A 21,222-nucleotide genomic window follows, 5' to 3' on the forward strand; every position below is an offset into this window, starting at 1 on the left:
CCCTCGCCACAACGGGTCTTAGATAACCGGCGGCCAGCGCAGGTCTTGTGCATCATCGTCCGTATAACGTGGGAAGCGTTCCGCGATCATCTCGTGGGGCACGCCCAGCGGTATCGCGCTGGCAGCATCCAGGCGGGCCACTTGCTCAGCCGAGAGTTGCACACTCAACGCACCCAGGGTGCCGTCCAGTTGTTCGCGGGTACGCGGCCCCAGGATCGGGATCAGCGCGGTGGTAGAACGACGGGCCTTTTCCCGCAGCCAGGCGATGGCGATGTGAGTCGGCGTGGCGTCCAGTTCACCGGCAACCGCCAGCAGGGTGTCGAGCACTGCGGTTTCCCGTGCGCTTTTTTCAGCGTGGACCAAAATCCCCAGCTTGCTGGCGCGGGTATCGTCCTGGCTGTTGCGGTACTTCCCGGTCAGAAAACCACCCCCCAGCGGTGACCATAAAGTCGCGGCCAGGCCCAGGGCCTCGGCCATGGGCAGCAGCTCGCGGTCAGCGGTGCGTTCGGCCAGGCTGTATTCGGTCTGGATCGCTACCAGGGGTGCAAAGCCGCGCACTTCAGCGAGCAGGTCGGCGCGGGCAATGCGCCAGGCGGGGAAGTTGGACAGCCCGGCGTAGTGGATCTTGCCGGCACGCACCAGGTCATCAAAACCCCGCAGGATCTCTTCCATCGGCGTGACGTTGTCGCTGATATGCGCCCAGAACAGGTCGATGTGGTCGGTGTTCAAGCGTTTCAGGCTTTCTTCGACGGCGCGCACCATGTTCTTGCGGTTGTTGCCAAGCTTGAGGGTGCCTTCGTCTTGAGGCTGGGTGCGCAGGGTGTATTTGCTGGCGATCACCAGGCGGTCGCGTTCCGAGGCAATGAACTCGCCGAGCAGTACTTCCGATTGGCCGAACTGGTAGCCGTTGGCGGTATCGAGGAAGTTTCCGCCGGCCTCCAGATAGCCGTCGTAGATTCGCTTGGACTCTTCGCGCTCGGCGCCGTGGCCCCAGCCTGTGCCGAAATTGGCGGTACCCAGGGCCAGCTCTGAAACCCGCAGGCCGCTGCGACGGCCAAAGACTTTATTGCGCATACCGAAACTCCTGACGCTGTGGTTGGTTTAAATGTTTCGCAACATCTATTAAATATGATGCGAGTCATATATTTCGTCAAGGGGCTTTTTTGGCGGCTGAAGGGAAGGGTGCCTGCTCCTGACACTTTCTGACGGAGGCCTCTGCTAAGCTGCGCCACCTTTCTTTTTCGAGCATGATCAACGTGTCGCGTACCAGTCGTCTGTTGACCTTGTTGCAAGTCCTGCGGGGCAAAAAGCGCCCGGTGACGGCCGCCGTGCTGGCGGCAGAACTGGAGATTTCCGAGCGCACGCTGTACCGCGATATCGCCGAACTGACCGCGTTGGGCGCACCGATCTACGGCGAGGCGGGCGTGGGCTATGTGCTGCGTGCGGGCCTGTTTCTGCCGCCGCTGATGCTCAATGCCGACGAGACCGAAGCCATCGTGCTGGGCTTGCGGTATGTCGACCAGCGCGGTGATGACGTACTGAGCCAGGCGGCGGCCAATGCGCTTGCAAAGATCGCCGACGTGCTTGACCCGGCTGCCCAGGAAGCCTTGCGCAATCCGACGGTGCTGCCGGGCCCGCCAGGCTTCGGCTACCCGGAAAATCGCGTGCCGTTGAATGTGTTCCGCGAGGCCATTCGCGGCCAGGCCAAGCTGCACATCGACTACGCCGATGCCAGCCAGACCGCCAGCCAGCGCCTGATCTGGCCCCTGGCCCTGGGCTTTCTCAACGAAGTGCGGGTGATCGTCGCGTGGTGTGAATTGCGTGGGGCCTATCGCACCTTCCGCACCGACCGAGTGGCCGCCGCGCGCCTGCAAGGTGAACGGTATCCGGGGCGCCGCAGCGATTGGCTGCGGGGCTGGCGCAAGCTGATGGAACAGAACGAATCCGGGCCGTTCACTCCTGACAAGAACTGACACAACGCTGCTTTAGGATGGCTCCATAAATCACTAAAAAGGAGCTGTCACCATGTCCCAACCCACCCCTGAACTGGCCCCGGCTATTGCAACCTACATTGCCGCGGCGAATGCCGGCGACACCTCGCTGGTGGCCGACTGTTTCGCCGAAGATGCCAACGTGTTCGACGAAGGCGAGCACCGGGTCGGTACCGCCGCCATCGCCCGCTGGATGGAAGACACCGGGCGTCGTTACCAGCCCAGGGTCCAGGTGCTGAATGTGCAGCACCGCACGGGCAAGGTGCTGGTCAGCAACCTGATCACCGGCAGCTTTCCCGGCAGCCCGCTGGAGCTGCGCTATACCTTCCGCCTCAATGAACACGGCAAGATTGCCCGATTGGATATTTCCCTGTAGCCGTCATGGCATACTGCCGGGCATGACTTTCGACTCGCCACTTGCCGCCTATCAGCACGCCATCACCGAACAGGGTTTTGTCCCCGACGACGCCCAGCGCGAGGCGGTGCAAGCCCTGCAGGACTGCCATCAGGCCTTGCACCACGGCCATGGGCCCATCACCGGGGTGTACCTGTGGGGCCCGGTCGGCCGGGGCAAGACCTGGCTGATGGACCAGTTCTACCAAAGCCTGCGAGTGCCAGCGCGGCGCCAGCATTTTCATCACTTCATGGGCTGGGTGCACCAGCGTTCATTCCAGCTAACGGGCACCCACGATCCCTTGCAGGCCCTGGCCCGCGAACTGAGCCGGGAAGTGCGGGTGCTGTGTTTCGATGAGTTGTTTGTCAACGACATTGGTGACGCCATTATCCTCGGACGGCTGTTCCAGGTGATGTTCGAGGAAGGCGTGGTGATGGTCTGCACGTCCAACCAGCCACCGGACCAGCTGTACGCCGACGGTTTCAACCGGGATCGTTTCCTGCCGGGAATCGAAGCGATCAAACAGCATATGCGGGTGGTGGCAGTCGATGGCGGGGAGGATCATCGTCTGCACCCGGGCACCGCACTGCAGCGTTACTGGGTCGACCAGCCCGACGCGTTGGCCGAGGTGTTTCGCCAGTTAAGCGCCGGGCAGGCAGTGAGCAGCGCCCCGGTTGCGGTCGGCTACCGCTCCATCGTGGCAGTGCAGTACAGTGAAACCGTGCTGTGGTGTCGCTACGCCGACCTGTGTGAGCAGCCGTTGGCGGCGATGGATTTCATGCTGCTGTGTGATCGGTTCAAGGCCATTTTGCTCGGCGAGGTGCCCAACCTCAGCGCGCAAAAGCGCCCGGGACGAATCGCCCGGGGCACCGAAGACGCTGCCGAACGGGTGGACGCCGGGGACCGGGAACTGCCGGAACTGTCGGTGCATGACGACAGCGTCCGGCGTTTCATCGCGCTGGTGGACGAGTGCTACGACCGCAAGGTGCCGCTGTACATCGAGGCCCGGGTGCCGCTGGAAAGCCTCTACACCGAGGGTTACCTGGAGTTTCCATTCCGCCGCACCCTGAGCCGCCTGCAGGAGATGCAACTGGCACGGTTTGGCGAGCCTGGCGCGCTTTCACGCGGGCAAATGTAGTTAATCTCCTTCATCTAATGCCTGCACCACGCTTACAATCGAGCCCTTTTATGGGGACCGAGTCCCTGTCGCACCGTCAACGAGGAAGGAAATGGACAGCGCAGACATCCTGGTGCTGCAAGCCAGCTACACCAATCCGGTACACGCCGAGGCCATTGGCCTGGTGCTCAATCATTACGCCGAAGACCCCATGGGCGGTGGCCACAGCCTGCCGGCCGACCGCTTGCAGCAACTGCCGGCAGAGCTGGCCAAGCGTGCCCACGCGTTCAGTGTGCTGGCCTTTGTCGGCGGTACGCCGGCCGGCCTGGTGAACTGCTTTGAAGGGTTTTCCACCTTTGCCTGCCGCCCGCTGGTCAACGTGCACGACGTGGTGGTGATGGATCAATTCCGTGGCCTGGGGCTGAGTCAGAAGATGCTGCAAAAGGTCGAGGAAATTGCTCGCCAGCGCGGTTGCTGCAAGATCACCCTCGAGGTGCTTGAAGGCAACGCCGTGGCGCAGTCGGCGTATCGAAAGTTTGGGTTTGATGATTCGGTATTTGATCCGCAACATGGCCGGATGTTGTTCTGGAGCAAACCGCTTTAATTAATGTTTATTTAATTAAAGGCAAAAAAAAGGCGCCAGCAAGTGGCGCCAAATTGACCTTGGCTATCAGAGCGGAATAGCACAGGTACTGCGGGTAAATCAGCTGTTCGGTGTGTTGGTAGTTTGGTCGGCCGTTGCCGGCTTTTCGGTCTTGCCGTCAGCCATTGCGGTTTGCTGGGCAGCACCGTGAGTCTGTTCCTGAACGAAGGTGAAGTTGTTGTAGAACTCCTTCGAGCGCTCTGATCCGCCCTCTGCAAAGGCGGCTACGGAAGTCATGGTCATCAGGCCGGCAAGGATAACAGTCGAAAATTTCATGGCAGTGTCTCAGTAAGTGTGTTGGGTCCGCGCGTTGTCATCTGCGGCGGGATGGGGAGACTGTGGGCCAATGATATTAAGTAAGGGTTAACCTCGCGCTGACCGAAAGTTAACGATTTCGTTAACTTCCAATCTTTAGCAGCGATGAATTCAGAGCTTCCAGTCCAGTGCAACGCTGATAGAGCGCGGGTCTCCCCAATACACGCCGTTATAGAAGCCGACGCGCTCGTAATATTTTTTATCAAATAGGTTGTTGATATTAAGTGACGCCGACAAGTGGTCATCGAACTCATAGCGCGACATCAGGTTGACCACGGTATAGGCCTGCTGGGTGATCCGGGTGCGCTCCCTGATCAGGGCTCCATTGGTGTCCCGGCCAACCGGGCGATAGGCGAAGTCGTAGAAGTCGCTTTGCCAATTCACCGCGCCGCCGACCGTCAGCGCGTGCCATTCGCCGGGCAGGCGGTAGGCCGTGGACACGCGCAGCAGGTTCAGCGGCAGGTGGGTGTTATTGCGCTGCTTGTCCCCGTTCAGGGAGTGGGTGTAGGTGTATCCGGCGGTCAGGTTCCAGTCGGGGCGCACCTCTCCGGACACCTCTACCTCGAAACCCTGAACCTTGTTGCCTTTGCCGCCGGATGTGAAGAACTGCTCACCGGTCTTCGGATCCGGTGGGGTCAAACTGTCCAGTTCCGCGACGTTGTCCTGTTTGCTCCAGAAGTACGCGGCCGCCAGGTTCAGGCGCTCTTCCAGCAGGCTGCCCTTGATGCCCACTTCATAGTTGCTGCCTACCACCGGCTCCAGGTATTGCTTGCTGGCGGTGCGTTCTTCCTGCGGGTTGAAGATATCGGTGTAGCTGGCGTAGACGGTGTACTCCGGGGTCAGGTCGTAGAGCAGGCCGGCGTAGGGTGTCCACATGTCGTTGTGGGTCTGGCTGGATTTTGACGTACCGAGGAACTGGTCAGTGTCCCTGTTGTAGTTGTAGGTGGTGCTCTCGATCTCCCAGCTGCCGTAGCGGCTGCCCAATACCGCATGCAGGCGATCGGTCAGGCTCAGGCGGGTGGCCAGGTAGCCGGCCTTTTGGCGGGTGCTGCCTTGTTCGCCCTTGAGGCCGGTGTTGGTGTCGGGGAATTTGCCGATCCCGCCCATGTGTTTCCAATCGTCGATGCTGGTGTAGTCCTTCGGCACCGTACCGCTGCGCAGGTGTGGCGAAGCGTCACGCTGCTCGGACTCGCCGTAACCCACCATCAATTCGTGCTCACGACCCAGCAGGGCATAGGACCCGGACAGGTTCAAGTCGACCACGTCCATTTTTGAGGTGCCGAGCATGTGGCTGGTCCAGGCGGTCATGCCGCTGCGGTCGGCATTCGGGAAGCCTGAGCCGCCGTAATAGACCTTGCCGTCGGTGTCGCTTTCACGGTGGGTATAGGCGGCCTTCAGGTGCCAGTCACCCGCCAGGCGGTGGTCGAGGGTAGCGAAGGTGGTTTCATCTTTCAGCGGCCAGGAACTCCAGTGGGCCGCGATGTTGGCGGAGCGGGGCAGCCTGGCTTTGCTGCCGTCGCTGTTCCAGTAGGGCAAGGTGCCCCACGCGGTGCCCTGCACATGCTTGTTCTGGTAATCGAAGCCCACCGCCAGCACCGTGTCGTCGGTCAGGTCGCCTTCGAGGATGCCGTAGCCGACTTCCCGTTGCAGCGCGTAGTTGTCGCGGTAGGACTGGGTGTCACGGTAGGCGAGCACCGTGCGGCCGCGCAGGCGCCCATCAAACGCCAAGGGGCCGCCGACATCCAGGTAGCTGTAGTAATTGTCATCGGAGCCGCCACTGATGCCCGTCTTTGCCTGCCATTGGGCAGTCGGACGTTTGCGCACCATATTGACCGTGGCCGAGGGGTCGCCGGCGCCGGTGGTCAGGCCGGTGGCGCCGCGGACCACTTCGACCCGGTCGTAGATGATGGTGTCGGCATCGGACTTCATGCGGCCGAAGGTGTTGAGCATGCCGTCAATCTGGAAGTTGGTGATGCCGTAGCCGCGCGAGGAATAGCCGACCCGGTCGGAGTCCAGGTGCTGCACCACCACGCCGGTGGTCTGGCGCATCACTTCGGTCAGGGTGTTGAGGTTGAAGTCGTCCATCTGCTGGCGGGTGATCACCGAGACCGACTGCGGGGTTTCCTTGATGGACAGGTTCAGCCGGGTGGCGGTGCCCATTGAGCCTGTGGTGTAGGCACCGGTGTGTTCGGTGTTGGCGCCAAGGCCTTCGGCGGTGATGCTGGTGCTGCCCAGTTCCAGGGCTTTGGCCGGCGCTTGGGATTCCTGGTCGGGGTCGTTTTCGGCCAGCAGGTCCGGGCTCAGCACCACGCTGAAGAGGCCCAGGGTCAAGGTCATGGAACGGGTAATAGGCGCGAACATCGCGGCGAACTCCTTGTCGTCTATGAAAAATGCCATTGGCTCAAAGACGAAAGGAGGCGGGGAACTTTAGCGCTAAACGAGAATAATTATTATCTTAACGTTGCAGCCAAATCGGGTTTCACCGCATTGCGCGGATGAAACCCGGGCGATTCAAGCTACTTGACGACCACGTTGGCGGCGTCTGGCTTCGGCTTGATCAGGCTGAAATCAATCAGCGGTTTTTGCTGGCGTGCATACGGGTCGCCAATCAGCCGTGGCCGAGGCTTGAAGCTGTCACTGACCAGGCTCTTGCTGTGGTCTAGTTCGTCGAAGCTCAACCCGGCCATGTCGGCCCAGGTATGGATCAGCTGCGAGCTGGTGTAAGGGCGCTGCAAGTCACCGGCAAAACTCCAGTCATGGCTTTCACGCCACTTGGGTGATGCGTAGGCCATGAACGGAATGGTGTACATCGGTGCCGTCGGCTTGCCTTCGTTGCGGCCCAGGGTGTTGTGGCCGGCCGAATCGAACACGTCTTCGCCGTGGTCGGAAAGGTACAGCAGGAAACCGTTCGGATCGGTCTTGGCGTAGTCCTTGATCAGGCTCGACACCACGAAATCGTTGTAAAGCACCGCATTGTCGTAGCTGTTGTAGGTCGGCAACTGTGCGTCGCTGACCCCCTCAGGCACGCCCTGGCGGTCGGTGAACTTGTCGAAGGTCGGCGGGTAGCGGTACTGGTAGCTCATGTGGGTACCCAGCAGGTGCACCACGATGAATTTGCGTTCGGCGGTGTCGGACATGGCCTTGGCAAACGGCTCCAGCACGTCGCCGTCATACTGGCGCGCATTCTGGTTGCGGTTGTTGTTCAGGTACACCTGCTCGTCGGCCTGTTCGGAGAAGGTCGTGAGCATGGTGTTGCGCTTGGTCATGGTCTGCTGGTTGGTGATCCAGAAGGTCTTGTAGCCGGCCTGCTTCATCACGCTGACGATGGACGGGGTCTTGAGGTACAGGTCCGGGTTTTCTTCGTCGGCGAAGGTCAGCACCTGTTGCAGCGCCTCGATGGTGTACGGGCGCGGGGTAATGACGTTGTCGAACACCGCCAGTTGGTCCCGCAGCTTGTCCAGTTCCGGCGTGGTGTTGCGCGGGTAGCCATACAGGCTCATGCGCTGGCGGTTGGTGGACTCGCCGATCACCAGCACCAGGGTCGACGGCTGGCCGGCCATGCTGTCCTTGAGGTTGGTCAGGGGCGGGATCTTGCTGGCGCTGGTCAGCATGCCTTGCATGTTATCCAGTTGTTCGGTGTAGCGGCGGTAGGCCACGATCATCTGCCATGGCACTGCCGGCTCTATACGGGTTTCGAAGCGGTCGATGGCCAGTTCCATGGTCTCGCTCTTGGCGATCTGCTTGACCAGCGGGTAGCCGACGATGGCAATCACGATTGCGGCAGCCGCCAGCATGGCCTGGCCACGTGGCAGGTACACCGGGCGCACGCGGGTCCACAGGAAAACGGCCATGGCGGTGTGGGCAATAAACGCCAGCACGATCCACCAGGCAAAGTATTGGGTGGCGTATTCGCCGGCTTCAGAGATGTTCGACTCGAACATGATGAAGATGACGCTTTGAGAGAATTCCTGCTGGTAGATGAAGAAATAACCCAGGCTGGCCATGGAACAGGCCCACAGCACCACGCCAATCAACCCCGCCACCAGGCGCGCGCGACGCGGGAACAACAGCATCGGCGCCAGCCACAGGGCGCTCATGAAGAATGCCTGGCGGAAACCACTGAAGCCGGAGGTGCCGGTCAGTTGGATCAGCAGTTGGGTAATGCCCGAGAAATACCAGAAGAACAGAAACATCCAGCCGAGGCCGGCCCAATCAAAACCTTTCGCAGACGCAGTGCTGCGTTTGAACATCGCCATCCAGCGCTCCAACCCGATAATTTCAGTGTCAACGCGCAGGGACGCACGCAAACAGAGGGCCTGCGCGCGTAGCGCGGCCCTATTCGGCGGGAGTATCGGGAGGGGGATGTGAAAACTTCGTGAGTTATTCCTGAACGGTTCGTTCAGCCCACGTTCAGCAAAGTGCGGGCTGGGTGCCGGACGGCTGATTGAGCTGGCCCTGCAGGTGCGAGCGCAGACGCATGACTTCCTGCTGCAGTTGGTCGCGCTCGTTTTTCAACTGGCGCAATTCATCGCGGCGAATGGTGACGTAGAGGGTCTGTGGCGGACGGGTCATGTGTGCAGTGCTCATTGCTTACCTCGCAAATAGCCGGTCTATCGCGGTGCCAGAGCGCTTGAATCGAGGCTCTCGGCAACAGTCGGGGCAATTCTGAATTCTTTTTTTAATGAAGGGAACTTTTTTATTTTTGATGGTCGTTGTGACTTTTAACCCACTGAAGGCGAAAGGATGGCCACTTTTTGTCATGAAACTATGCCAATCCGCTCTGGACTAACCCTCATTAGCCTCATTGCGCTATAAACTGTGACACACATTTATTCGTAGTAAGGAGCATCAGCACATGCAACTGGGGATTATTGGACTAGGCCGCATGGGTGGCAACATTGCGCGGCGCCTGATGCTCAATGGGCATACCACCGTGGTTTACGACCGCAATGAAGCATTCGTAAAAGGTCTGGCAGGCGAGGGCGCCACGGGCGTTGCTGACCTGGCAGGCCTGGTGGCCGGGCTGCAAAAGCCCCGGGCGATCTGGGTGATGCTGCCGGCAGGCGACCCGACCGAGAACACCATTGAAGAACTGAGCCAACTGCTTGAAGACGGTGATGTGATCATCGACGGCGGCAACACCTTCTATAAGGATGACATCCGTCGGGCCAAGGCCCTGTCGGAAAAAGGCCTGCACTATGTTGACGTCGGCACCTCCGGCGGCGTCTGGGGCCTGGAGCGCGGCTACTGCATGATGATCGGCGGCGACGCCGAGACCGTTAAGCTGCTGGACCCGATCTTCGAAAGCCTGGCACCGGGCCTGGGCACCATCCCGCGTACCAAGGACCGTTCCGCCGCAGCGGACAGCCGTGCCGAGCGCGGCTATATCCACGCAGGGCCTGCCGGTTCCGGGCACTTCGTCAAGATGATCCACAACGGCATCGAGTACGGGATGATGCAGGCCTTCGCCGAAGGTTTCGACATCCTCAAGACCAAGAATTCGGAGAACCTGCCGCAAGACCAGCGCTTCGACCTGAATGTTGCCGATATCGCCGAAGTCTGGCGCCGCGGCAGCGTGGTGTCGTCCTGGCTGCTGGACCTGACCGCCGACGCCCTGGCCACCGATCCGAAGCTCGACGGGTATTCCGGCTCGGTCGCCGACAGTGGCGAAGGCCGCTGGACCATCGAGGCCGCCATGGAACAATCGGTACCGGTTCCGGTGCTGTCGAACTCGCTGTTCGCGCGCTTCCGCTCCCGCCAGCAAAGTACCTACGGTGACAAAATGCTTTCTGCCATGCGCTTCGGCTTTGGCGGCCATGTGGAGACTCCCAAAAAATGACCGCCAACGGCAAGAAACCCAAGGCCGAACCCGCTCCGCCCACCACACTGTTTCTGTTTGGTGCCCACGGTGACCTGGTCAAGCGCCTGCTGATGCCGGCGCTGTACAACCTCAGCCGCGACGGGCTGCTGGGCGATGGCTTGCGCATTGTCGGCGTTGATCACAACGCCATCAGCGACGCCGATTTCGCCAAGAAGCTCGAGGACTTCATTCGCACCGAGGCCGCCAGCAAGGTCAAGGGCAATGCCGAGAACGCCCTGGACCCTGCATTGTGGGAACAGTTGGCCAAAGGCATCAGCTACGTCGAGGGTGATTTCCTCGACGACGGCACCTACGCCGATATCGGCAAGAAGATTGCCGACAGCGGTACTGGCAATGCGGTGTTTTACCTCGCCACTGCGCCGCGTTTCTTCGCCGAAGTGGTGCAGCGCCTCGGCGCGGCCGGCTTGCTGGAAGAAACTCCGGAGGCGTTCCGCCGGGTGGTGATCGAAAAGCCGTTCGGCTCCGACCTCGCCACTGCCGAAGCGCTGAACGCCTGCCTGCTCAAGGTGATGAGCGAAAAGCAGATCTACCGCATCGACCATTACCTGGGCAAGGAAACCGTCCAGAACATCCTCATCAGCCGTTTTTCCAATGTGCTGTTCGAGGCGTTCTGGAACAACCACTACATTGACCACGTACAAATCACCGCCGCCGAAACCGTCGGCGTGGAAACCCGTGGCAGTTTCTTCGAACACACCGGCACCCTGCGGGACATGGTGCCCAATCACCTGTTCCAGTTGCTGGCGATGGTCGCCATGGAACCGCCGGCTGCCTTTGGTGCCGACGCAGTGCGGGGCGAGAAGGCCAAGGTGATCGGGGCCATCCGGCCCTGGTCGCTGGAAGACGCACGGGCCAACTCGGTGCGTGGCCAGTACACCTCGGGTGAAGTCGGCGGCAAGCAGTTGCCGGGTTACCGCGAAGAGGCCAATGTTGCGCCCGACAGCAGCACCGAGACCTTCGTTGCCCTCAAGGTGTTGATCGACAACTGGCGTTGGGTGGGTGTGCCGTTTTACCTGCGCACCGGCAAGCGCATGAGCATCCGCGACACCGAGATCATCATCTGCTTCAAGCCGGCGCCTTACGCGCAGTTCCGTGATACCGAGGTCGATGAACTCAAGCCGACGTACTTGAAGATCCAGATCCAGCCGAATGAAGGCATGTGGTTCGACCTGCTGGCGAAAAAGCCCGGGCCGACCCTGGACATGGCCAACGTGGAACTGGGGTTTGCCTACAAGGACTTCTTCGAGATGCAGCCGTCGACAGGTTACGAAACCCTGATCTACGACTGCATGACCGGCGACCAGACCTTGTTCCAGCGCGCCGACAACATCGAGAACGGCTGGCGTGCGGTGCAGCCTTTTCTCGATGCGTGGAAGCAGGACGACGGCATCCAGGCCTACAAGGCGGGTGAGGACGGCCCGGCGGCGGCTGATGCGTTGCTGGCCCGCGATGGCCGTACCTGGCACAGCCTCGGATGAGTGACTTGCCGAGTCAACCCATCCGTTTTGTGTTGAGTGATATGGATGGCACGTTGCTGCATCCGGATCACAGCCTCAGCCAGCGCACCATTGATACGGTTCGCGCCTTGCGCGCGGCCGGGGTGTTTTTCAGCCTGGCCAGCGGGCGACCTCCCAAGGCCATGCGTCAGCAGGTCGAAGCACTGGGCATCGATGTGCCGATTGCCGGCTTCAACGGCGGCACGCTGGTCAATCCCGACGGCAGTATTCTGGTGGCGCATCACTTGCCGGCAGAAGCGGCGCTGGTGGCGTTGGCCTTGTTTACGCCGCAGCCGGACGTTGAAGTCTGGCTGTTTGCCGACGGTGACTGGCTGCGTCGCGATCCCGGCGGACCGATGGCGGTTCGCGAGGAGCACGGCCTGGGCTATGGGGCGATCGTGGTGGAGAGCTTCGAGCCGTATCTGGATCGGGTCGACAAGATTGTTGCGGCCAGTACCAATACCCAGCTGCTGATGGAGCTTGAGGCGCAGTTGCAGCCCAGGGTCGAGGGATTGGCCCAGGTGTCGCGTTCGCAGCCGGTGTTCCTGGATGTCACCGCCATGAAGGCCAACAAGGGTGAAGCATTGAGAACCCTTGCGGCGCACCTCGGTGTGCCACTGCAACGGACCGCAGCCATCGGTGATGGCGGCAATGACCCGGCGATGTTTCATGTGGCGGGGTTGTCGATTGCCATGGGCCAGGCAGAAGAGGTGGTCAAGCGCCAGGCCAGCGTCGTGACCGGCAGCAATGTCGATGACGGTGCGGCGGAAGCCATCGAGCGGTTTATTCTCTCGGCCTATTGATCGGTAACCACACTAATAAGTAGTCAGCTATGCAAAGTTGCAACTTGCATGGCTGACTGTCCACTTGAGTTAGTGCGGGTCAATATATTGCGCAGCCGGGCGGCACACTTTCGGGTGCCGTCTCACGCACGCTTCAGTTACTTGGGCATTGCCCAGGATTGCAACTGGTAGCCATCTTTGTCGAGTTCGGCACGGGCCTGCAACAGCAAGTCCTCGAGCTGTGCCGGGTCGGTATAAGTGCTGGAAGACAGCTGCTTGCTACCGATACGGGTATTGGTGCGGTCGATGACGCTCAGGCTCAGGGCGCCGTTGCCGTCGTGCCAGGCCACACATTGAAAGGGCTGGAAAGCACGGTCTGCGATCAAAAGAGCTTCGTTGATGCGGAGCGGGGCGTTCATGGGGTCTTCTCTCTAAATGCCCATTCAAGTGGAAGCCGTTGGTTGGGCGTGCCTAACGACTGGTTACTTGTACTGATGCACGATCACCGGGTGCGGGTCACATGTTAGGAGAAGATTTTTAACTTTCCCTGATTAAAGTCATGTAAGGGGCTATTTTGAAAGCCTCATGAAAGTTATGCCGCGGCAATTGACCGCACCCGACTGACATAAAAGACCCGGTTCGTTCGCGACTTATAGCGAATCGGTACAAAGGGTGCGTCAAGATCTTGCTAGGGTTATCAGCAGACTTTGCAAATAGTTGTTTTTAAATAACTTTAACGATTTTGACGCCAAGGAATAGTCATGATTGTTACACCTGCCCCGCGCCGCCTGCTTGTGGTCGATCCCTGTGATGACTGCCATCGGCTATTGCCCGGTTTGCGCGCAGCGGGGTGGGACGTGGACAGCTGCGCCCTCGAGTCGGTGGGTGAGCGCTCCTGTGACGTGGGTTTGTTGCGCCTGCAGCCGTTTCACCTGGAGCGACCCGAAGCGGTCAAGGAACTGATCAGCCGCAGCGGCACCGAGTGGATTGCGGTGCTTAACCAGGAAGTGCTGCGCCTGCAGAATGTCGGCGATTTTGTCTGTGAGTGGTTCTTCGACTTCCATACCTTGCCGTTTGACGTGTCGCGGGTGCAGGTCACCCTGGGCCGCGCCTTCGGCATGGCGCGCCTGCGGGGCAAGGGTAACAACGCGCCTGCGGGCCAGCCGGAACACGAGTTGCTGGGGGACAGCCGTCCGATCCGGGAATTGCGCAAGCTGCTCGCCAAGCTGGCGCCCACTGAATCCCCGGTGTTGATCCGTGGCGACAGCGGCACCGGCAAGGAATTGGTCGCGCGTACCTTGCATCGCCAATCCCAGCGCCATGCCAAGCCGTTTGTGGCGATCAATTGCGGGGCGATTCCCGAACACCTGATCCAGTCCGAACTGTTCGGCCATGAGAAGGGCGCCTTCACCGGCGCCCATCAGCGCAAGGTGGGGCGGATCGAGGCGGCGCACGGCGGCACCTTGTTTCTCGATGAGATCGGCGACTTGCCCATGGAGCTGCAAGCCAACCTGCTGCGTTTTCTCCAGGAAAAACAGATCGAGCGAGTCGGCGGCAGCCAGCCGATTGCGGTGGATGTACGCGTGTTGGCGGCCACCCACGTCGACTTGGAGGCCGCGGTGGCAAAGGGTACTTTTCGCGAAGACTTGTATTACCGGCTCAACGTCCTGCAAGTGGTCACCGCGCCGTTGCGCGAGCGCCACGGTGACGTGGCGATGCTGGCCAACCATTTTTCACACTTCTACAGCCAGGAAACCGGCCGCCGTCCCCGCAGCTTCAGTGAAGACGCACTGGTGGCCATGGGCGAGCACGGTTGGCCGGGCAATGTGCGCGAGTTGGCCAACCGCGTGCGGCGGGGCCTGGTACTGGCGGAAGGGCGGCAAATCGAAGCCGTTGATCTGGGATTGCAGAGCCAGCAGGCAATCGCGCTGCCGATGGCTACACTGGAGGATTACAAGCACCGTGCCGAACGCCAGGCACTGTGCGATGTGCTCAACCGGCACAGCGACAACCTGAGTGTCGCGGCGCGTGTGCTGGGGGTTTCCCGGCCGACGTTCTACCGGTTGCTGCACAAACACCAGATCCGCTAGGGCGGGTAAACCGAAAAGCCCCGCAACGACCCTTATCGTTGCGGGGCTTTTCCCGTTGTCATGCCTTAAAAATAATACGGGAACTTCAGGCTGAAGCTGAACGACGGCGCATCCGGTGTGATCCCGATGGCCAGGTTCGGCACGATGGTCAGGTTGTCGCTTGCCGCAATCGTCATGCCCACGTTGAAGTAACCCGCGTTGGCATCGCTGGAAACCACTGACTGCCAGTCGCCGCCATCCGGCTTGAGCTTGCTCTTGCGTTGCACCAGGTCGGACACCGAGAACGACATACTCATCTTCTCGTTCAGCGCAAACGCCACGCCAGCGCCGATCTGGAAGCTGTCGCCCAACTGCACTTTCCCCGGGGTCTTCTGGCCGACCTGGGAGCTGATATCGCTGAACGAGTCTTCGAAGTTGTGGGTGTACGACAGCGAGCCGAACAATACCGCCGGGTCGAAGGTCTTGACCAGCGAGATACCCGGCGTGATCGACCACACACCGTTGCCGGTGGGCAGGCTTTCCGGCACGAAAAGGTTGGTGTTGCTGGATGACTGGACCAGCTTGATCCCAAACGGATCTTCGCCGGTGGGTGCCTTGACCCGCACCGACACCACGGCATCCGGCAGGTTGACGCTCTCGTCGAGGAATTTGTAGGCAATCCCGAAGTTGACGTCGCCGATAGTCGGGTCACGCGTGACCGATTGTTCCGAGGTCGCGGTGCCGCTGCCACCGTTGGCACCACCGGACTGATAGGTCGACTCGCGGTACACCACCGGCACGTTTATATCGAACTGCCAGCGGTTGTCGAGGTTGTAGCGGCCCGTGAGGTCGACGGTCCAGTTATCCGACTTGATCCGGTCCAGGTTGATGTTGCCGAGGAAGATCGAGTCCAGCGCCAGGAAGCCGTTGAGGGTCAACTGGCGGGCATCGTAGCGGGAATAGGTGACGCCGGTTTCAAAGCTGAACTTGCCGTTGCCAAAGAACCCGCTGGCCTCGTTATACAAGTTGCTCACGCTCTGCGCCGGGGCCGAATCATCCTTGAGGGACTGGCCGTAGGACGCGCCACCGGCTGCACCGCCCGAGGCCGCAGCCGCGCCGACTCCCGGCGTGTTGCCGGCCACCGTGGTGCCGCCTTTCTGGAAGTCTGCCGGGGATTTGGCCAGGCGTTTGGGCGGCGGCGCCACCGGTTGTTCTTCCACCTGGCGTACCCGTTGCTCCAGCACTGCCAGTGCTTTTTGCTGCACTTCGTAGCGTTGCTTGAGCTCCAGCAATTCCTTTTTCAATGTGTCTATGTCGGTGTCCGGCGCGGCATACAACATGGATGCGGGCAGGAGCGTGCTTAAACAAATTACGGCACGTAACGATAGCGATCGATGCATGGAATAAGCCGTCCCTTTCTAATGCGCAAGTGTCGAGGCACAGCGTAGTTCAATAACCGTTAGGGCGTAGGCCCCTGAGTTGATTCAGGTTGAGGTTCTGCCCCAAATTGTTCAAACCGTTGTTGCCCAGCACCACATTGAGTTGGGTCATGTTGCTGACGAAGTTGCTGTTACCCTGCAAAACCGTGCCTTGCAGGACATTCCCGGCGCCGATCTGCTGCAACGAATTGCCCTGATTGTTGTTGGCCAGGATCGCCATTTGCAGCCCGCCATTGGCGGCCGACACCGTGACCTGGCCGGCACCCGTGCTGCCGGTGACCGACTGGCCAGCCACCAGGGCTTGTCCGGACTGGACGACATTGGCCGGCGACAAGCCATTCTGGTTCACATTGATATTCACGTTATTGCTGGCGGTGTTGCCATCGCCGGCGGCGCGCACGCTTTGGGTCACGCCCTGGCCGCTGCCCAGGCCGGCACCACCGACCACCGTGCCGGTGCCATTCGGCTGGTTGGGCGAGACTTTGGTGGGGCTGTCGGTTACCTGCACATAAAACTGCGGGGTGACGGTCGACGCGTTGACGTTCATGCTGGCCGAGCCGGTCACGCTGTCGCCGGTGGCATTGGTCCAGGTACTGCTCATCACGATGCCAAAACTGATGATCCGCCCCGGCATCACGTAGCGACCACGCAGGTCAGCCAGTTCCGAGTCCTTTATTTCAATCGGCTTGAACACCGATGACGCATAAGCGGGCATTGAGGCTGCCAGGCACATGACCGTCAGCCAACGGTAAGTGTTCATCGTTTGCTCCTGGAGCGTCCTGCCCCTTATTGCGCTTCTAGAAGAAGTCGCTCTGGATAAAACCGAAGTCCATCAATTCACTGTCCCGCACCGGACTGAACTCATTGATTCTGTTTTTCGCCGTCAGTGGGGTGGGCGGGTCGAGCAGCACGTTGGTCTTGTCATAACCTTCGCCCAATACCGCGAAGACGATGCCATTCCAGCCTTTGACGAAGTCGTCGCGGGCATAGCGTTTATGGCCCAGTACCGGGTCGCCGATGTACACCCAGTCCTTGTCGGCGCGCTGCATCACCACGAAGTGCTTGTAGCCGCGAATCTCCAGCAACACCACCACCGGGATCTTCACCGTGAGCAGGGTGTCTGCATTGATCCGGTAACCCCGGGCGCGCATCCCGATGCTTTCCAGGTAGCGCTTCATGTCCAACATCGAAAAGCCCTGGGTACGCACCAGGTCCTGATCGGCGTTGACCAGCATGCCCTTGATGATGTGGTCTTCATCCACATCCATCCAGTAGGCCTGGCGCAGGATGGTGGCCAGGGCGGCGGCACCGCAGCTGAAATCGGTTTTCTGTTCCACCAGGTTGGCGAACTTGCGTTCACGGATGCTCTCGACCTTCTTGAAGATCACGCCACCGCCGGGCATGGCAGCAATCGCCATTTGCCCCGCCCAAGTCGGGCCGGTGAGCAATAACAGGAGGGTGAGGGCGATGATCCGCATGATCGAATGGCCTGGAGGACACTGGAATAAAAAGGGGCCTTGTCGCCAAGGCCCCGTTGCATCAGAAACGTACGCCGGAGGAAATCACAGTGGTGTTGCCCTGCTGATTGCCCACGCCTGCAGCAATGTTGGCGCCCAGGTTGCCCGAAGAGCCATTAAGCGAGTTGTTGGCGCTGGCGTTGTTCACGACAGGCAGGTAAGTGTGGCTGCCCCATGGGCCAGACTGAGTGGCCACGGTATTGAGGAAGGTGTTGTCGACGCTGGTTTGAGTGGTGTTGCTCGAGGCAGCGGCGGCGGCACCACTGGCAGAAGCAATTGCCAGTTGGTTTTTCTGTTGGTTGAAGTTACCCGCGGCAACGCTCACACCCAGGTTGCCGGAGCTGCCGTTGGCCGAGTTGTTGAGCGACGCGTTGTTGTGGGTAGCCACTTGCACCGAGACGTTGTTGCGGTTGTCTTGGGTAATGGTAGCTTGGGCAAACACGGCATCTGCATCACCGGCCGCAATGGCGGTCTGGTTGTCTTGTTGGTTGCCATCACCGGCTGCGATGTTGGCCTGGGCGTTGCCGCTGCTGCCGTTCAACGAGTTGTTGGCCGACGCGTTGTTCTGGGTGCCCAGGTTGAGCACGCCATTGTGGTTGCTCGATTGCGCATCGGAAACGGCGGCTACTGCAGCGGTAGGCTGATGAGTAGGTGGGTTGGCATGTGCGGCGGCAGCCATGATTGCAGCGAGAGCGAAGGCCAGTGGTTTAAGAGCCATTGTAGTTTTCATGGTATTTCCCCTTGCTTCTAATTAGTTGGTTAAGTGTTGGTACGGTCCAGCTTCGAGCTCCAATGAATCATTGGATCTGTACGTTCAGGGCGTTAGCCATGCGGTTCCCCACCCCGGCACTCTGATTCACCTGTACCACTCCACGGCTGCCGGTGAAGGCCTGGTCGCTTGTGACGACCTGGCGGCTGCCAGTGGTAGAGGTGAACCCTGAGTTTGGTGACAGCGCCACGTTCTGTTGCGACATGACGCTGTCGTCGATGCTTTGCGGGCCAGCATTCACGCTGATCCGCACCGCATTGATCATCTGGTTGCTGGCCCCGGCCGACTGGTTGACGCCCAGTACACCGCTGCCATTGCTGAAAGAGCTGCCCTGGATCGCCACCCTGGCGTTCTGGGAGCGATCGGCCGGTGCGCCGCCGATGGTCTGGCTGAGGGCGCCGCCCGCCTGGGAGTTGCTGCCCGCCGAAATCGCGCGGCTGTTGAGCTGTTGTTGCTGATTGCCGGCCGCCTGGTTGATCGAGACGATGCCGTTGTATTGCTTGCCGGAGTTGTCGATCACTGCGCTGTTGTCAGCCATGGCCGCCGAGCAGCCCAGGATCGCCAGGAACAACCAGGAATGGTTCATCTCACTGGCCTCCCATCAGGCTGCCGATATTGTTCAAAGGCGCCATGCCGCGGGAGATTGAGCCATTGATCTGCCCCGAGAGGCTGGAGCCGCCACCATGGCCGGCCGCTGCGCCGCCACCGAGGCCTACGCCACCCCCGTTGTTGGTCAAGCCGGGAAGGTTGCCGCCGGGCAGGATGGCGCGAGTGATGCTGGAGCCGCTGCTGATGTTGGCGTAGTCGTTGTCGCTCAGCTCGCTGGTGGCCCGCAGGATCTGTGGAGAAGAATTGGCATTGACGGTGACCGGGTTGGGGTCGACGCCAGCGGTGCGGCCAGCCATGTGGCCCTGGACGGTGCGCTGAATCACGATCACACCGTCGCCTGCCGCGAGCACCGGGAGGCTCACGCTGGTACTCAGTACACAGCTGATCAGCAGAAGGCTCAATGAGCCTGGATTAAGTGTCTTCACGACGGCATTCCTTATTCTTGGCGCTGACCCTAAACAGCGCTGTCAGGAAGAGAGCAGGAGCTGTGCCGCTTTTGAATTTGGGATGACATTCATGGGGTTATGAGCGCGGGGATAGAATGCACAGTGGATGTGTTTCAACTGTGAGACAGCGGGCCTTTGTCCAGCCCGCCTGGCAGGTGTCTCAGGGATGAAACACTGCGCGCCGTAAACCCGGCACTCCGCAGCCGGCTGTCAGCTCAGCCGGTGCAAGTGTTTCAAAAATGGACGATTTGACGCAGGCAGCATCCGGGAGGAGGGCGCAGGCCCATGACCCTGGCTCAGCTCTTTGGGGTTTTGCGCGGAATCGAATTGAGTACAGGGTTGCCGTCCTGGTTCTGGGTCAGGTAGACCGGCAGGACCTTGGGCAGGGAGGGGACGAGGTTGGACACCTCGTTGATGTTGTAGATGCCACCAATGCGGATCGCGCCGGTGCCGGCGTCGGCCAGCATCACGGGTTTGCTCAGGTAGCGATTGATCAGCGGCAACGCGTCGGCCAGGGCCAGGTTGTCGAGGATCAGCTTGCCTTCACGCCAGGCCAGGGCCGTGTCGCCCGGGGCAATTGGCTGGGCCTGGGGGCTGGCATCGCCACGGTTGTAGCTGGCCTGCATCCCGGGTGACAGGCGCAGGCCGCTGTGGGCGTCGTCGCTGCTCACCAGCACCGAGCCTTGCAGCAGCATGACCCGCACATGGTCTTCGTATTTCCAGACATTGAACTGAGTGCCGGTCACTCGAACCTGGCCGTCCCCGGCGTGGACGATAAACGGATGTTGCGCGTCATGGCTGACCTTGAAAAACGCCTCGCCTTTTTTCAGGGTAACCCGGCGCTGATCCTTGAAATTGCTGTAGACCAGTTCGGTGCCCAGGTTCAGTTCAACCTGGCTGCCGTCGTCAAGGGTGACCTGGCGCAAGCTGTTTTCAGCTTCGTAATGGTTGTACGAGCTGGGCAGCCAGCCTGCTTCCCAGCCGGTAAAGGCCGCCAGTGGCAAGGCCACCAGGCATATCGCCGCCGCTACCGCGTAGTTCCTCAAACGGCTGCGAGGTAGTCGTCGCGCCACGACGGGGGCGGGCTCGCTGCGGGGTAAGTGATCGGCAACGTCCCAGATTTCCAGCATCGCGGCGTATTCGAAGGCATGCAGTGGATGCGCATCGTGCCACTGCTCGAAGGCCTGACGCTCCGCCGTCGTGCAATCGCCAGCGTGCAGACGCATGCACCAGTGCGCAGCGGCATCGGTGATGGCGTCGTATTCGGCTTCTGATAGGGACTTATCTGTCATTAACTCATCCTGATTTCCGACATTCTAACCTCCACAGCAGGACGGCGAGAACAGCCATCATGGCGAATGCACATCAATTGGAACTAATTCTCGTCTGCAGGGCCCTAAAAAATTCAGGACAGGTAACACTCATTCCCTAATGGAGCACGAAAATGCTTAAGAAAACCTTAGCCGCCGTTGTCGCAACCACCGCCTTGCTCAGTGCTGGAGCCGCCCTGGCGGACAAACCGGGCGCAGGCTGGATCACCATCGAAAAAGCCATCGAGACCGCCAAGACCAAGGCTGGTTACGTCCAGATCTACAAGATCGAAGCCGATAACGATGGCTACTGGGAAGGTGAGGGGCGCAAGGCCGATGGCGTGGTCTATGAGTTCCGCATCGACGGTGAGTCGGGCAATGTGTTGCGCGATCAGAAAGACTGAATGAACTGACGGGGGCGGGCGTTCGGCCCGCACCCTGTCT

The 21,222-nt window shown here is 60.4% G+C and carries 22 protein-coding genes; 9 read left to right on the top strand and 13 right to left on the bottom strand.

The genetic code is table 11. The features are described from left to right. Positions 1 to 18 precede the first annotated feature (18 nt). The gene (locus HX805_RS24310; protein WP_102369259.1) at positions 19 to 1,074 is read right to left on the bottom strand and encodes an aldo/keto reductase; all 1,056 of its coding nucleotides are present in this window, start codon (positions 1,072 to 1,074) and stop codon (positions 19 to 21) included. Positions 1,075 to 1,256: 182 nt separating this feature from the next. On the opposite strand from HX805_RS24310, the gene HX805_RS24315 reads away from it, so the two are divergent. From HX805_RS24315 to HX805_RS24330, 4 genes are all read left to right on the top strand, one after another. Continuing rightward, positions 1,257 to 1,973, top strand: coding sequence for a YafY family protein (locus tag HX805_RS24315; RefSeq protein ID WP_032898885.1), 717 nt, complete (start codon positions 1,257 to 1,259; stop codon positions 1,971 to 1,973). A 52-nt stretch (positions 1,974 to 2,025) separates the two neighbouring features. Further along, a complete protein-coding gene (locus tag HX805_RS24320) occupies positions 2,026 to 2,367 on the top strand; it encodes a nuclear transport factor 2 family protein (protein WP_008432007.1) in 342 nt (113 codons plus the stop codon). Positions 2,368 to 2,389: 22 nt separating this feature from the next. Continuing rightward, positions 2,390 to 3,523: a cell division protein ZapE gene (zapE, locus tag HX805_RS24325; RefSeq protein ID WP_177117351.1), complete on the top strand. Its 1,134-nt coding sequence runs from the start codon at positions 2,390 to 2,392 to the stop codon at positions 3,521 to 3,523. Between the two features lie 91 nt (positions 3,524 to 3,614). After that, positions 3,615 to 4,106 (top strand): GNAT family N-acetyltransferase, encoded by a 492-nt coding sequence (locus HX805_RS24330; protein ID WP_008432012.1) that lies wholly within the window; start codon positions 3,615 to 3,617, stop codon positions 4,104 to 4,106. A gap of 99 nt (positions 4,107 to 4,205) precedes the next feature. Here the strand turns inward: HX805_RS24330 and HX805_RS24335 are convergent, their stop codons facing one another. The 4 genes from HX805_RS24335 to HX805_RS24350 form a co-directional block, all read right to left on the bottom strand. After that, positions 4,206 to 4,421, bottom strand: a complete 216-nt coding sequence (locus HX805_RS24335) for a hypothetical protein (RefSeq protein WP_003217916.1) — start codon at positions 4,419 to 4,421, stop codon at positions 4,206 to 4,208. Between the two features lie 150 nt (positions 4,422 to 4,571). After that, positions 4,572 to 6,821, bottom strand: coding sequence for a TonB-dependent siderophore receptor (locus HX805_RS24340; protein WP_177117352.1), 2,250 nt, complete (start codon positions 6,819 to 6,821; stop codon positions 4,572 to 4,574). Between the two features lie 155 nt (positions 6,822 to 6,976). Beyond that, complete coding sequence (locus HX805_RS24345; RefSeq protein ID WP_177117353.1) at positions 6,977 to 8,716, bottom strand: phosphoethanolamine transferase CptA; 1,740 nt, start codon at positions 8,714 to 8,716, stop codon at positions 6,977 to 6,979. Between the two features lie 154 nt (positions 8,717 to 8,870). After that, positions 8,871 to 9,047: a DUF6026 family protein gene (locus HX805_RS24350; RefSeq protein WP_023658901.1), complete on the bottom strand. Its 177-nt coding sequence runs from the start codon at positions 9,045 to 9,047 to the stop codon at positions 8,871 to 8,873. A gap of 244 nt (positions 9,048 to 9,291) precedes the next feature. Between HX805_RS24350 and gnd the strand changes: the two genes are divergently transcribed. The 3 genes from gnd to HX805_RS24365 are packed head-to-tail and all read left to right on the top strand — an operon-like array spanning position 9,292 to position 12,640. Beyond that, positions 9,292 to 10,299: a phosphogluconate dehydrogenase (NAD(+)-dependent, decarboxylating) gene (gnd, locus tag HX805_RS24355; RefSeq protein ID WP_256579633.1), complete on the top strand. Its 1,008-nt coding sequence runs from the start codon at positions 9,292 to 9,294 to the stop codon at positions 10,297 to 10,299. Further along, entirely contained in the window at positions 10,296 to 11,819 is a 1,524-nt protein-coding gene (gene zwf / locus HX805_RS24360; RefSeq protein ID WP_003217928.1) for a glucose-6-phosphate dehydrogenase, read from the top strand. The genes gnd and zwf overlap by 4 nt, the downstream gene beginning before the upstream one ends. Further along, entirely contained in the window at positions 11,816 to 12,640 is an 825-nt protein-coding gene (locus HX805_RS24365; protein WP_177117354.1) for an HAD family hydrolase, read from the top strand. The genes zwf and HX805_RS24365 overlap by 4 nt, the downstream gene beginning before the upstream one ends. Before the next feature lie 137 nt (positions 12,641 to 12,777). Here HX805_RS24365 and HX805_RS24370 read toward each other — a convergent pair whose 3' ends face one another. Continuing rightward, positions 12,778 to 13,038: a hypothetical protein gene (locus tag HX805_RS24370; protein WP_088423840.1), complete on the bottom strand. Its 261-nt coding sequence runs from the start codon at positions 13,036 to 13,038 to the stop codon at positions 12,778 to 12,780. Positions 13,039 to 13,380: 342 nt separating this feature from the next. Between HX805_RS24370 and HX805_RS24375 the strand changes: the two genes are divergently transcribed. Next, a complete protein-coding gene (locus HX805_RS24375) occupies positions 13,381 to 14,709 on the top strand; it encodes a sigma-54 dependent transcriptional regulator (protein WP_003217935.1) in 1,329 nt (442 codons plus the stop codon). Positions 14,710 to 14,774: 65 nt separating this feature from the next. On the opposite strand, the gene HX805_RS24380 is transcribed toward HX805_RS24375, so the two are convergent. The 7 genes from HX805_RS24380 to HX805_RS24410 form a co-directional block, all read right to left on the bottom strand. Then, complete coding sequence (locus HX805_RS24380; protein ID WP_043224814.1) at positions 14,775 to 16,088, bottom strand: autotransporter domain-containing protein; 1,314 nt, start codon at positions 16,086 to 16,088, stop codon at positions 14,775 to 14,777. A gap of 49 nt (positions 16,089 to 16,137) precedes the next feature. Beyond that, positions 16,138 to 16,887, bottom strand: coding sequence for a hypothetical protein (locus tag HX805_RS24385; protein ID WP_177117355.1), 750 nt, complete (start codon positions 16,885 to 16,887; stop codon positions 16,138 to 16,140). A 37-nt stretch (positions 16,888 to 16,924) separates the two neighbouring features. Then, a complete protein-coding gene (locus HX805_RS24390; RefSeq protein WP_003217941.1) occupies positions 16,925 to 17,605 on the bottom strand; it encodes a C39 family peptidase in 681 nt (226 codons plus the stop codon). Positions 17,606 to 17,666: 61 nt separating this feature from the next. Next, positions 17,667 to 18,362 (bottom strand): hypothetical protein, encoded by a 696-nt coding sequence (locus HX805_RS24395; protein WP_008432027.1) that lies wholly within the window; start codon positions 18,360 to 18,362, stop codon positions 17,667 to 17,669. Positions 18,363 to 18,441: 79 nt separating this feature from the next. Continuing rightward, entirely contained in the window at positions 18,442 to 18,999 is a 558-nt protein-coding gene (locus tag HX805_RS24400) for a hypothetical protein (protein ID WP_003217945.1), read from the bottom strand. A gap of 1 nt (position 19,000) precedes the next feature. Then, positions 19,001 to 19,447: a hypothetical protein gene (locus HX805_RS24405; protein WP_003217947.1), complete on the bottom strand. Its 447-nt coding sequence runs from the start codon at positions 19,445 to 19,447 to the stop codon at positions 19,001 to 19,003. A gap of 317 nt (positions 19,448 to 19,764) precedes the next feature. Next, entirely contained in the window at positions 19,765 to 20,760 is a 996-nt protein-coding gene (locus tag HX805_RS24410) for a FecR family protein (RefSeq protein WP_177117356.1), read from the bottom strand. A gap of 152 nt (positions 20,761 to 20,912) precedes the next feature. Between HX805_RS24410 and HX805_RS24415 the strand changes: the two genes are divergently transcribed. Beyond that, on the top strand, positions 20,913 to 21,182 hold the full coding sequence (locus HX805_RS24415) for a PepSY domain-containing protein (protein WP_003217951.1): 270 nt from the start codon (positions 20,913 to 20,915) through the stop codon (positions 21,180 to 21,182). Positions 21,183 to 21,222: the final 40 nt, after the last annotated feature.

The sequence above is a fragment of the Pseudomonas sp. G5001 genome, assembly GCF_013385475.1.
In the GTDB taxonomy this organism is placed as follows: domain Bacteria; phylum Pseudomonadota; class Gammaproteobacteria; order Pseudomonadales; family Pseudomonadaceae; genus Aquipseudomonas.